The sequence below is a fragment of the Rothia sp. QJM3NY_36 genome, from assembly GCF_056173115.1.
Map to the genome: position 1 here is coordinate 2,276,469 of NZ_CM149658.1, position 12,446 is coordinate 2,288,914.

Below are 12,446 nucleotides of genomic sequence, written 5' to 3' on the forward strand. Positions count from 1 at the left end.
GCCGTCGGGCGTGCCGCGCCCGGCCGACGCGGATGCGGCTCGGGAGCCGCGCGGTGTTTCGGGAGCACTCCCAGTACTCCCGAAACACCGCGCGGCTCCCGAAACGGCCGGGGCGACGGCGTCGATCAGTTCTGCGGGGCGGTGAACTCCGCGTCGATCTCGATCTTCACCTTGTCCGAGACCATGACCCCGCCGGCCTCCAGGGCGGCGTTCCAGGTGATCCCGAAGTCCTTGCGGGAGATCGTGGTGGAGGCGGAGAAGCCCGCGCGGGTGGTCCCGAAGGGATCCACGGCCACGCCGCCGAACTCGCCGGTGAAGGTCACGGGGCGGGTCTCGCCCTTGATGGTGAGGTTGCCGACCAGGGTCAGGTCCTCGCCGTCGGCGGTGATCTCGGTGGACTCGAAGACCATCTGCGGGTGGTTCTCAGCGTCGAAGAACTCGGGACCCTTGACGTGCCCGTCGCGGCCCTCGTTCATGGTGTTGATGGAGGCGATCTGCACGGTGGCGCGCACGGAGGAGTCCTGCGCGGTCTCCCCGGCGTGCAGCTCGGCCTCGGTCTGCTCGAAGATGCCGCGGACCTTGGAGATCCCGGCGTGGCGGACGGTGAAGGCCACCTCGGAGTGTGCGGGGTCCAGGGTCCAGGTGCCGGCGGTGAGTCCTTCGAATGCGGTCATGATGTGCTCCTTCGATGTCGATCGTGCGTTCGTCGATTACTTTACGCATCAACTATTTACGGCGCAAGGGTATTCCCAACCGTGTCCGCCGCGCCGACCGGATGACCTCCGATGGCTCCGCATGACATCCGCACACCCCGGCCCCGCTGGCCCGGTCCGCCCCCGGTTAGGCTGGATCCACCGCCGTCCCCGAGCCCACGGAGGATCCGTGACCCCCGCGCACAGCACCCCCGCAGACCAGAACCCCTTCCCCTTCCGCGAGCGCGCCGAGAGGCACGAGGCCGACGTCGTCGTCCTCGGCGGGGGTGGTGCCGGCATCGCCGCCGCGCTGGCCGCCGCCGAGGCCGGGGCGCGGGTGGTGGTCCTGGAGAAGGGCAACAAGCCCGGGGGTGCTGCGATGTTCGGCGGCACCGGCTACGCCGCCTACGGCTCCTCCGCCCAGCGCGAGGCCGGGGAGACCTTCTCCGCCGAGGAGGCCGTGCAGGCGATCCTCGAGCACACGGAAGGCCGGGCCGACGAGGCCCTGGTGCGCGCCGTCGTCGCCCGTTCGGGGGAGACCGCGGACTGGCTGAGCGCCCACGGGCTGAAGGCCACCCTGGCCGAGGCCCCGCACGATCCCGCGGATCCGGGCGAGGACTCCGGGCTGCTGGCTCGGCACCGGCGGGCCCGCACCTACCACCGCTACGCCTCCAAGTTCGGCGGCTTCAAGAAGCTGCTCAAGGCCATCGAGGAGGCCGGCGGGCTGGTGATCCCCGAGGCCGCCGCGACCGAGGCCGTCACCGACGAGCAGGGGCGCATCCTGGGGGTGCGCGCCGAGCGGACCGAGGCGGGCAAGCCGCTGTCCCCGGAGCGCCGCGAGCAGCTGCGGGCTGACGGCGTCCCGGAGACCATCGACGTCGCCGCCCCGGCCGTGGTGGTGGCCACCGGCGGGTTCGTCGGGAACCAGGAGCTCGTGGGGCGGGCCGCCCCGGAGCTGGAGACCTCCCGGCTGCGCTTCACCGGGGAGCGCAAGTCCGTGGGCACGGGCCGCAGCGTGGTCCAGGCCCTGGGCGGTGCGGGCGCGGAGCCGGCGGCCCTGGACGCCCCGGCCTTCAGCGTGCCCGGGCGCTATTCCTCCAAGGCGCTGGCGCTGCTGGCGAACCTGCCGCTGCTGTGGGTGGACGACGACGGCCGGCGCTTCGCGGATGAGGCCTCGACCTACCGCTTCGGGGACCGGGGCCGGGCCGGCCTGGAGCGCGGAGGCCGATTCTGGATGATCCTGGACTCCGCGACCGTGCAGCGCCTGACCGACCAGGGGCTGGAACTGCCTCCGGCTGAGGACCACGGCGCGCCGCTGCCCCCGGGCACGGAGGGCACCCCGGCCCAGCCGCAGCTGGTGGAGGCCCTCGAGGAGGCGGTGGAGCAGGGTGCCGCCGTCCTCGGTGCGGCCCCGGATGATCTGGCGGGGGCGGCCGGGTTCCACCCGGAGCGGTTCGCCGAGACCCTGGAGCGCTACAACGCCGCGGTGCAGGCCGGCCGGGACGAGCAGGCCGGCACCCCGGCAGCGATCCTGCGCCACCCGGTCCAGGAGGGTCCGCTGTACGCGGTGCAGGTGGTGAGCACCGTGCGCGGGACCCTGGGTGGGGTGCGCATCGACGAGTCCGCCCGGGTGCTGGACGCCGCCGGGAAGCCGGTGCCGGGACTGTATGCGGTGGGCAACGAGGCCTCGGGGTTCTGGGGCGGACGCTACCCGCAGATCGACGGGCTGACGCTGCTGTTCGCCTTCAACTCGGGACGCATCGCCGGAGAATCCGCGGCGGCAGACCTCCCCCGCTGAACATCCTCTGGCCCTCCGCAGAACGGGAGATGCCGCCTGAAACGGGACGCCACACGTCCCGAGATGGGCGGCATCTCCCGTTCTGCGTGGGGGTGGTGTGGGTGGGGCGGTTTTTGATGCGAACGATTCTTGCAGAGTTCGACCCCTCGAACTTATGGTGGGAGGGTCGGGCGGCGGTGGTGCGGATCCGATCCAGCAGAAGCCGCTGAGCCCCACCCCGCCCGGCGCCCCCGACATCGTCGTCCCCGAAAGGCGTCCGCCATGCGCGCTGCCCGCCGCCCCCGCCGCCATGTCCTGCGGCTGCCCGCCCTGCTCGGCGTCGCCCTCCTGCTGCTCACCGGCTGCGCCGCCGGAGCCTCCGAGGGCAAGCCCAACCCGCACGCCTGGATGAGCCCGCGCGCCGCCCAGCGGTACACGGACAGCATCGCCGAGGCCCTGGCCGAGCTGACCCCCGAGCACGCCGAGGAGTTCCGCGAGAACGCCCGGAGATACCAGGAGCAGCTGGAGCAGGTGCAGACCGAGGTCCGGGACATCGTGGCAGCCCTGCCCGCGGATCACCGGGTCCTGCTCACCTGCGAAGGCGCCTTCAGCTACCTCGCCCGGGACACCGGCCTGACCGAGCACTACCTGTGGCCGGTGAACTCCGATGACCAGGGCACCGCCCAGCAGATCCGCTCCGCCATCGACACGGTGCGTCAGCGCGGCGTCCCGGCGGTGTTCTGCGAATCCACCGTCTCCGACCGCACCATGCGCCAGGTGGTGGACGCCACCGAGGCCCGCTACGGCGGCACCCTCTACGTGGACTCCCTCTCCGAGGAGGGCGGCCCCGCGCCCACCTTCCTGGACCTGCTGCGTCACGACGCCCGCACCATCACAGCCGGGCTGAGCGGCGATCAGGGCGGGGAGGGCTCCTGATGCCCTTCCCGCACGCCCACGCCTCCCGCCGCACCCGTCGCATCGAGGCGGCCCACGCGGCGACACCCCGGCCGCCCGCCGACCACGGCCCCGGCGCCGAGCTTCCCGACGCCGGGCTCACCGCCGAGCTCACCGCCGACCGGAACCCCGACGCCGCGCCGCGGGATCAGCCCCCGGCCCTGGAGATCCGGGACCTGACCGTCACCCGCGCAACCGTGCTCGCGGTGCAGGACGCCAGCCTCACCCTGCGGCCCGGCACCGTGACCGCCCTGCTCGGGGTCAACGGCTCCGGCAAATCCACCCTGATGGACGCCGTCGCCGGCTTCGCTCCGGCCCGACGCGGCGTCGTGCGCATCCGCGGGATGCCGGCCGAGACCGCCCGGCGCCACAGCCTGCTGGCCTACATGCCGCAGAGCGAGGGCGTGGACTGGGACTTTCCGCTGAGCGTGGCGGATCTGACCATGCAGGGGCGGGTCGGCTTCCAGGGGCTCACCCGCCGACCCCGCCCGCAGGATCGGCAGGCCGCGGCCGAGGCCCTGGCGCGGGTGGGGCTGACGGCGCTGGCGCACCGGCAGATCGGGCAGCTCTCCGGCGGGCAGCGGCGCCGCGCCTTCCTCGCCCGCGCCCTGGCCCAGGGGGCTCCCCTGCTGCTGCTGGACGAGCCGCTGGCGGGGGTGGATCGGGTCTCCGCCGTCGCGATCGGGCGGATCCTGCGCGAAGCAGCCGACGCCGGTGCCGCCGTGCTGTTCTCCGTGCACAGCATCGAGGGCCTGGAGGCCGTGGCCGATGACGCGGTGCTGCTGCGCCGGCGCATCCTGCTCACCGGGCCCACCGCCGAGGTGCTGCGCCCGGAGCACCTCGCCCTGGCCTTCGGCTCCCCCGACGACGAGGCCGCCCCGTGGACGCGCTGAACGCCGTCGGCCAGCTGCTCGCCGACCCGCTGACCTACCCCTTCCTGCGCCGGGCCTTCGCGGCCGCCCTGGCCGCCGCCGTGGTGTGCGCGGTGCTCTCCTGCTGGCTGGTGCTCACCGGGTGGTCCCTGCTGGGGGACGCCGTCTCCCACGCGGTGCTGCCCGGGGTGGTGCTGTCCTACATCCTCGGGCTGCCCTTCGCGCTCGGGGCCACCGTGTTCGGGCTGCTGGCGGTGTGGCTGATCGGCGGGCTGCGGCGGACCAGCCGGGTCAAGGAGGACGCGAGCATCGGCATCGTGTTCACCACGCTGTTCGCCCTGGGGCTGGTGCTGGTCTCCGTGACGCCCTCGCAGGTGGACCTGCACCACATCGTCTTCGGGAACCTGCTGGGGGTCTCCCGCACGGACCTGGTGCAGGTGCTGGTGCTGGCGGCGGCGTGTCTGACGGTGCTGCTGATCCGCCGCCGGGACCTCACCCTGTGGGCCTTCGACCCCCGGCACGCCCGGGTGGTGGGGCTGAATCCGCGGGTGCTGGCCGGGATCCTGCTGGGCTGCCTGGCGCTGACCTGCGTGGTGGCGATGCAGACCGTCGGGGTGGTGCTGGTGGTGGCGATGCTGGTGATCCCCGGGGCCACCGCGCAGCTGCGGACCCGCCGCTTCCCCCGGATGCTGGGGATCGCCGTGGCCTCCTCCCTGGTGTGCACGGTGACCGGCCTGTACCTCTCGGTGGCCCTGGACGCCTCCTCCGGCGGGTGCGTGGTGCTGTGCCAGGGCATCTGGTTCGCGGTGGTCTACGCGCTCACCCGGGTGCGCACCCTGCGGCACTCCCGCCCGGCGTCGGCGCAGTGACCGCTGCCGGGGTGGGCACCGGCGGCACGACCCGTTTCTGGAGCCTCGCGGGGGTTCGGGAGCGCTCCGCGTGCTCCCGGAACACCGGAAGACTCCCGAACCGCCCCCGGCGGGGGTGAGACACCGGCGCTGGGGCGTCGGGCGCGTGTCGGATCAGCTCAGCGAGACGTAGAGGGCGGCCGCGGCCTCCCGCGCGAGCGTGCGGTGCCGCCCGGCGTCGGCCGCCAACCGGACGGCGACGGCGCCCGGGCGGTCATCCGCGTGCCGGCCCGCGGCGTCGGCATCATCGACGCCGCCCGCCTCCGGTGCGCTCGGCACGCGCATCCGGGTGCCCACCCCGATGCCCGCTGCGGCCAGGTCCCGCAGCACGGCCGGGTCGGCGTCGGAGATGCGCGCGACGGTCACGCTCAGCCCGTCCGCGGCCTCCCGGCGACGCCGCGCCGAGGGATCGGCCAGCAGCTCGGGCAGGGGCCGGGCGTCGGGGCGGGTGACGGTGCCGTCGGCGGCGGGGATGGGGTCCCCGTGCGGGTCCCGCTCCGGGTGGCCCAGCACGGCCGCCATCCGCTCCACCATGAAGTCCGAGACGGCGTGCTCCAGCGCCTCGGCCTCGTCGTGGACCTGGTCCCAGCGGTAGCCCAGGGTGCGCACCAGGAAGGTCTCGATGAGCCGGTGCCGGCGCACCATCACCAGCGCGGTGGCCCGCCCGGTCTCGGTCAGGCGCACCGTCCCGTAGGGGGCGTGCTCCACCAGGCCCTGCCCGCGCAGCCTCTTGAGCCCGTCGGAGACGGTGGAGCGGCGCAACCCGAGGGCCTCGGCCAGGGCCGCGGCGGTCACCGGCTCCTCGCTCCACTCACCCAGGGACCAGATGGTCTTCAGGGAGTTCTGCGCGGCCTCGCTGAGACCGTCCACCTGCTCGTCACCCATGGGCTCCATCCTCCCAGACCGGCCCCATCGCAGAACGGGAGATGCGCTGCATTCCGGGACGTGTCATGCCCAGGAATGTCACGCATCTCCCGTTGTGCGCCGGGGAAGGGGCTACAGCAGCGCCCCGGCGTAGAAGATCACCGCGGCCACCGCGAAGCCGATGACGCCGATCAGCGTCTCCAGCACCGTCCACGTCTTGAAGGTGGTCTTCACGTCCATCTGGAAGAACCGGCCCACCAGCCAGAACCCGGAGTCGTTGAAGTGGGAGAGCACCACGGACCCGGCGGCCACCGCGACCACCAGGGTCGCCAGCTGCACGTCGTTGTACCCGGCGGAGGCCACGCCGTCGGAGATCAGCCCGGCCGTGGTGGTCAGGGCCACGGTGGCCGAACCCTGGGCCACCCGCAGGATCGCGGAGATGAGGAACCCGGCGAAGATCAGCGGGATGCCCCACCCGCCCAGCACCTCGGTCAGGGAGGCGCCGATCCCGGAGGTGCGCAGCACCCCGCCGAACATCCCGCCGGCCCCGGTGATGAGGATGACCGAGCACACCGGGGGCAGGGCGCCCTCCATGATGGACTGCACCCCGCCGTGCTCGGTGCCCAGGCGCCGCCCCAGCACGAAGGCCGCGACGATCAGCGTGATCAGCAGCGCCACCGGCGTCTCCCCCAGCAGCACCAGGCCCTGGAACCACTCGGTGCCGCTCGTGGCCTCATCGATCACCCCGGACTTGGCCAGGGTGGTCAGTCCGGTGTTGAGGAAGATCAGCAGCATCGGCAGCAGCAGCAGCGCCACCACGGTCTGCCACTTCGGCGGATTCTGGGGGTCGTGGACCTCCTGGTCCCCGAAGACGCTGGGCACCGGCAGGTCGATCCGCCGCCCGATGACCTTGGAGAACAGGTACACGGCCAGGTACCAGGTGGGGATCGCGACGACCAGACCCACCAGCAGCACCGTGCCCACGTTCGCGCTGAACAGGGTGGCCGCGGTGACCGGGCCCGGGTGCGGCGGCACGAACACGTGCATCACCGAGAACGCGCCGACGGCGGGCAGGCCGTAGAACAGCATCGATCCGCCCACCCAGCGGGCCACGGAGAAGACCACCGGCAGCATGACCACCAGGCCGGCGTCGAAGAAGATGGGGAAGCCGAACAGCAGGGAGGCCACGCCCAGGGCCAGGGGCGCCCGGTCCTCCCCGAATACGCTGATCATCTTGTGCGCCAGCACCTGGGCGCCGCCGGAGACCTCCAGCAGGGCCCCGAGCATCGCACCCAGGCCCACCAGCAGGGCCACGCTGCCCAGGGTGGTGCCGAAGCCGTTGGTCATGACCTTCACGACCTGCCCCAGCGGGATCCCCGTGGCGACGGCGGTCAGCAGGCTGACCAGGATCAGGGCCGGGAAGGCGTGCATCTTGAATCTGACGATCAGCACGAGGAGCACCACGATGGCGCCCGCGGCGATGGCCAGGAGGGGGCCGGCGGTGAGCGTCTGGCTCCAGCCTTCGATCTCCATGGGGTACCTGCTTCGGTGAGAGGGGATGGGGAGGGTGCGCTTGGCGCGCGGTCCCGGCGTCGGGCCCGAGGGATCGACGTCGGCAGCTTCAGGGGCGGGCGCGGCGCGGCGCCCCGGGGTGCGGGCTAGGCGCGGCGCTCGGCCAGGCGCAGCAGGAAATCGGGGAGGGTGTCCAGGATGTCCTGGACCTCCTGCTCCACGGTCTCCCGGATGTCCACGGTGAACCCGGGCTCATCCTCCTGCAGCGGCTGCAGGGTCTGGAACTGCGAGTCCAGCAGGGAGGTGGGGAAGAAGTGCCCGGAGCGCTCGGCCAGGCGCTGGGCCACGACGTCGTGCGGGCCCTGCAGGTGCGCGAAGACCGTCACTGCGCCGTTGTCCGCGAGAATGTCCCGGTAGGCGCGCTTCAGCGCGGAGCAGGTGATGACCAGGCCGCGGCCGGTGGCGGCGGATTCCTGCATCCGCTCCACGATCCGGGCCAGCCAGGGCCAGCGGTCCTCGTCGGTCAGCGGGTGGCCGGCGGCCATCTTGGCCCGGTTGGCCTCGGGGTGCAGGTCGTCGCCTTCGACGAAGCCGACCCCCAGGCGCTCGGCCAGCTGCTGGGCCACGGAGGTCTTCCCGGTGCCGGACACGCCCATCACGACGATGTGCAGGGGCTGTTCTATGGTGGTGTTCATCGCCTTCGATTGTCTCACCCTCGCGGACCGTGTGCGCACCTCGTCACGCCGGTGTGCCGGGCGGGGGTGGTCCGACGCGGCGGCGGTGCCGACCGGGGGATTCCGGGCATGGTCCCCCGACCCCCGCCCAACACCGCGACATCGGCACGTCACATCCGCGGTTGACCTGTGTATATGAGGTAGCGTCCATACACAGGGTTGCCGTGTCCTTCCCTCAGGGCGCGTGCGCTCCGCCGTCGTGTCCCCCCAATGTCGACGGCGTCGAGCATCGTGCCGCTCCCCGGGACCGTTCCACCCCCCCCAAGAGGAACGCGGAAGGACGCGGCAGCCCGTTCCCGTCGGATGACCCCGAAATCGCGCGCCGAAGCTGCACCGCCGATGACCGCGCATGACCCCGCGTCTCGCCCGAGCGGTCCGATCCTGGGCGCCCGGCGGTGCGGGACCTTAGAGTGGGCGCATGACCCAGGACACCTCCGCCACCACACCCACCCCCGAGAACCCCACTCCTGAGAACTCCGCCCCCGAGACCGCCGGCACCGAGAAGACCGGACTGCCGGCCGCCTGGCCCTGGATCGAGCGCCTGCTGCGCATCCCCACCGTCTCCTACGAGTCCGACGAGGCCCTGCTGGAACTCATCCGCGCCGAAGCCGAGCGCCTCGGGCTCACCGCGCACCTGACCTGGGCCGACGAGCACAACCGCGCCAACCTGCTCATCACCGTGTCCGCCGCGGACGGCGCCACCTCCGGGGGCGTGCTGCTGTCCGGGCACACCGACGTCGTGCCGGTGCAGGGTCAGCCGTGGGATACGGACCCCTTCGAGCCGGTGATCCGCGATGGTCGCGTGTACGCCCGGGGTGCGGCGGACATGAAGAGCTACGTCGGGGCGATGCTGTGGCTGCTGGGCCGGGCCGCCGAGGCCGAGCTGGCCGAACCCCTGCACTTCGCCTTCACCTACGACGAGGAGCCGGGCTGCCTCGGGGCACCGCGGCTGATCGCGGACCTGGCCGAGCGCGGTATCCGCCCGGACTTCGCCCTGGTGGGCGAGCCGACCCTGATGAACATCGTCGTCGCCCACAAGGCGCCGTTCCGCGGGAAGGTGACCTTCCACGGGGTGCCCAAGCACTCCTCCCTGGCCCCCTACGGGATCAACGCCGTCTCCGCCGCGGCCCGGTTCATCGCGTTCTTCGACGACCTCGTGGAGCGCGAGCGCACCGACGGACCCCAGGCGGAGGGCTTCAACATCCCCTGGACCACCGGCGGGGTCAACGTGATCCGCGGCGGCGCCGCGCACAACATCGTCGCCGAGGAGGTGGTGCTGGAGTACGACCTGCGCATCGTGCCCGCCACGGACCCGGAGGAGCTGCGCGCCCGGATCCAGACCTTCCTGGACGAGGAGATCGAACCGGCCCTGGCCGAGGAGGTCCGCCGGGTGCGGGAGCTGGGCGGGGCCGATGAGCAGGCCCTGGCCCGGGTGGGCACCGAGCACGAGGTGCTGGCCAGCGTGCCCGCGCTGAGCGAGTCCCCGGAGGCCCCCGTGGTGCGTCTGGCTCAGGAGCTGGGCGCGGTGCTCGACGGCGGCGGGGAGGTCCCGTACGTCTCCTACGGCACGGAGGCCGGTCAGTACTACGAGGCCGGGATCCCCGCGATCGTGTGCGGACCGGGATCCATCGCCCAGGCGCACACCGCGAACGAGTGGGTGGCCCTGGAGCAGATCGAGGCCTGCCAGCGCTACCTGCTGGCGGTCCTGGAGCGAGCCCGGGGCTGAACCCGGGGGGAGGCTTCCCCTGGGGTGCCGTCCGCGACGCCCTCCCCCGCGGCTCCGTCCCCGGTGCCGTCCTCGACGGCGGCGCGCACCAGCGCCGCCGCCAGCGGGTGCACCGCGCCCGGGCGGACCACCGCGCGGATCGGGCGGACCACGGCCACCCCGGGCACGCGGATCTCCCGCAGCGGCGCGGCCACGGCCCGGCGCGGCACGAAGGCCGGGATCCCCGTGGCCCTGGACGTGGAGATCAGCGCGGACAGCGAGCCCAGCTCTCCGGCAGGCTCGGCGAGCTCGGGCAGGGCCCGCTCCACGGCCACCCGGGTGCCGGAGCCCTCCTCCCGCACCAGCACTCCGGTGCGGGCCAGCTCCGCCCGGGAGACCTGTCCGGCGCGGGCCCAGGGGTGTCCCGCGGGGGCCGCCAGGACCACCGCGTCCCGGGCCACCGTGCGGAACAGCAGACCCCGGTCCGGATCCGGGCCCGCCGGATCGACGGCGTCCAGGGTCGCCGGGCTCTCCACGAAGCCCAGCTCCGCCAGTCCCTCGCGCACCTGGCGCAGCACCTCCCGGGAGTTGACCGCGTGCACGTCCACGCGCGCCCCGGGGTGTCCGCCCAGCACCGTCTGCAGCCACGAGGGCAGGTAGTGCTCCGCCACGGTGTTGCTCACGGCCACCCGCAGCCGAGCGGCCGCCCCCGCACCCACAGCCCCCACCGCCTCGGCGAGGGACCGGGCCGCGTCCAGGTAGGGAGCGGCGGCATCGAGCACGGCCCGACCCTGCTCCGTGGTGCGGGTCCCGCGCGGAGAGCGCGCGAAGAGCGCAACGCCGAGGACCCGCTCGGCCGCGCGGACCCTGGCGGAGGCCGCCTGCTGGCTGAAGCCGGCCCGACGCGCCGCCGCCCCCACGCTGCCCAGGCGGTCCACGGCGTCGAGCAGGAGCCAGGTGGGCAGATCCGGGAGCTTCTCGACGCGCATGGCCCCACCCTACCCCGGCCACAAACCCAGGTTGTGGGGGGACAGGCAGCTGCTCTCTACCGGACCCGCCGGGGCCTCCCTAGCGTGGGGAGCATGAAGACCTCAGCCGCCGCACCCACGACGGCGCGCCCCGCTCCGACGCCGCAGGAAGCCCCCTCCTCCGACGACGCATCCCGGCCCCTGCCCCCCGGCTCCGGCGGAGCCCGCTCCTGCCCCGAGGATCACCCGGAGGCCGCCCCGAGCGGGCGGCGCGAGCCCCGTCGGGCTCCCGCCCTGGTCCCGCCCGCCGGGCCCGGCTGGTACGGCGCCGTCATGGGCACCGGCATCCTCGCCAACCTCTCCTTCACCCATGCGGGGCTCATCCCGTCGGTGCCGATCCTGGTGATCGGGTGGGTGATCCTGCTGTGGCTGAGCATCGGATTCGCCGCCCGCTGCCTCAGGGATCCGGAGGTGCTGCGCCGGTCCGTCGCGGATCCGGGGCAGCTGCCCGCCTGGGGCATGGTCTCGATGGGCATCCTCTCCGTGGGCTCGGCGACCTCCGCCGTCGTGCCCGCGCTGGCCCCTGGCCTCACCCGCGCGGCGTGGACGGTCGACTGGGTGATGTGGATCCTCGGCACCGTGATCGGACTGTTCTCCTGGGTGGCCTTCACCCTGATGCTCACCGCGAAGGACTGCGGGCGCCCGCACTTCACCTGGGGTCTGCCCATCGTGCCGCCCATGGTCTCCGCGACCACCGGCGCCGCCCTGATGAGCCACACCCCGAACGAGCTGACCCGGATGCTCGTCAACGTGATCTGCGCCGGATGCTTCTTCGCGGCCCTCTCCCTGGGCATCTCGATCTTCGGCATCGCCTACCACCACCGCTGGCTGCGCGACCCCCTGGGGCACGACGCCGCGGCCACGACCTTCATCCCGCTGGGGGTGATCGGCCAGTCCACCGCGGCCGCGCAGGCGCTGGTCACCGCGACCCGGAACTTCCTGCACCCGGACGCCGTGCAGGCGCTGCACCAGATCGCACACGCCTACGGCATCGTCATGCTGGCGATCGGCGCGCCGCTGCTGGTGTGGGCCATGATCCGCACCTACTCGGCGTGGGCCCACGGGGCGGGGTTCGTGCCCGGCTGGTTCGCCACCACCTTCCCGGTGGGCACCTGCGCTCTGGGGTCGCACCTGATGGGCTGGGATGCGGTGTCCATCGCGCTGACCCTACTGCTGGCCGCGCACTGGCTGATCGTCTCCTGCGCCGCCGTCATCGCGCTGCTGCGGCGGGTTCGCACGGCGCCGGCCGCGGGCTGAGCCGGGGGCTCGGACGGGAGTCCCCGGAGGGGAGATCCCGGGTCACAATCGCGCGCCGTGTTGAGCGGCCTGGGCGGCGGTGATTGGATATAGGCAATCATTCCCACTCGAAGCCACATGACCCCACACGTGGGGGTTGCGGA

At 73.3% G+C, this 12,446-nt stretch carries 11 protein-coding genes; 6 read left to right on the forward strand and 5 right to left on the reverse strand.

Features of this window, described 5'->3' with window-relative positions; all coding sequences use genetic code 11:
* Positions 1-125: 125 nt before the first annotated feature.
* A complete protein-coding gene (locus AC0VXQ_RS10150) occupies positions 126-674 on the reverse strand; it encodes a YceI family protein (RefSeq protein WP_129358011.1) in 549 nt (182 codons plus the stop codon).
* Between the two features lie 208 nt (positions 675-882).
* Here AC0VXQ_RS10150 and AC0VXQ_RS10155 point away from each other — a divergent pair, with 208 nt between their 5' ends.
* The 4 genes from AC0VXQ_RS10155 to AC0VXQ_RS10170 all read left to right on the forward strand — a co-directional run bounded on the left by AC0VXQ_RS10155 (position 883) and on the right by AC0VXQ_RS10170 (position 5,164).
* Entirely contained in the window at positions 883-2,490 is a 1,608-nt protein-coding gene (locus AC0VXQ_RS10155) for an FAD-dependent oxidoreductase (protein WP_197939461.1), read from the forward strand.
* A gap of 261 nt (positions 2,491-2,751) precedes the next feature.
* Positions 2,752-3,405, forward strand: coding sequence for a metal ABC transporter solute-binding protein, Zn/Mn family (locus tag AC0VXQ_RS10160; protein ID WP_058730564.1), 654 nt, complete (start codon positions 2,752-2,754; stop codon positions 3,403-3,405).
* Complete coding sequence (locus tag AC0VXQ_RS10165) at positions 3,405-4,316, forward strand: metal ABC transporter ATP-binding protein (RefSeq protein ID WP_133566387.1); 912 nt, start codon at positions 3,405-3,407, stop codon at positions 4,314-4,316. Before AC0VXQ_RS10160 ends, AC0VXQ_RS10165 begins: the two co-directional genes overlap by 1 nt.
* Positions 4,304-5,164 (forward strand): metal ABC transporter permease, encoded by an 861-nt coding sequence (locus AC0VXQ_RS10170; protein WP_408015184.1) that lies wholly within the window; start codon positions 4,304-4,306, stop codon positions 5,162-5,164. The genes AC0VXQ_RS10165 and AC0VXQ_RS10170 overlap by 13 nt, the downstream gene beginning before the upstream one ends.
* Before the next feature lie 153 nt (positions 5,165-5,317).
* Here AC0VXQ_RS10170 and AC0VXQ_RS10175 read toward each other — a convergent pair whose 3' ends face one another.
* From AC0VXQ_RS10175 to AC0VXQ_RS10185, 3 genes are all read right to left on the reverse strand, one after another.
* Positions 5,318-6,088, reverse strand: coding sequence for a metal-dependent transcriptional regulator (locus tag AC0VXQ_RS10175; RefSeq protein WP_058730563.1), 771 nt, complete (start codon positions 6,086-6,088; stop codon positions 5,318-5,320).
* A 111-nt stretch (positions 6,089-6,199) separates the two neighbouring features.
* Positions 6,200-7,600, reverse strand: coding sequence for a GntP family permease (locus AC0VXQ_RS10180; protein WP_058730562.1), 1,401 nt, complete (start codon positions 7,598-7,600; stop codon positions 6,200-6,202).
* Positions 7,601-7,725: 125 nt separating this feature from the next.
* Positions 7,726-8,274, reverse strand: a complete 549-nt coding sequence (locus AC0VXQ_RS10185) for a gluconokinase (protein ID WP_064725089.1) — start codon at positions 8,272-8,274, stop codon at positions 7,726-7,728.
* Positions 8,275-8,731: 457 nt separating this feature from the next.
* On the opposite strand from AC0VXQ_RS10185, the gene AC0VXQ_RS10190 reads away from it, so the two are divergent.
* Positions 8,732-10,039, forward strand: a complete 1,308-nt coding sequence (locus tag AC0VXQ_RS10190; RefSeq protein WP_081275415.1) for a M20/M25/M40 family metallo-hydrolase — start codon at positions 8,732-8,734, stop codon at positions 10,037-10,039.
* On the opposite strand, the gene AC0VXQ_RS10195 is transcribed toward AC0VXQ_RS10190, so the two are convergent.
* Complete coding sequence (locus tag AC0VXQ_RS10195) at positions 10,003-11,007, reverse strand: LysR family transcriptional regulator (protein WP_061225179.1); 1,005 nt, start codon at positions 11,005-11,007, stop codon at positions 10,003-10,005. The two genes, AC0VXQ_RS10190 and AC0VXQ_RS10195, sit on opposite strands and share 37 nt — an antisense overlap.
* A gap of 93 nt (positions 11,008-11,100) precedes the next feature.
* Here AC0VXQ_RS10195 and AC0VXQ_RS10200 point away from each other — a divergent pair, with 93 nt between their 5' ends.
* Complete coding sequence (locus AC0VXQ_RS10200) at positions 11,101-12,303, forward strand: TDT family transporter (protein WP_058730559.1); 1,203 nt, start codon at positions 11,101-11,103, stop codon at positions 12,301-12,303.
* Positions 12,304-12,446: the final 143 nt, after the last annotated feature.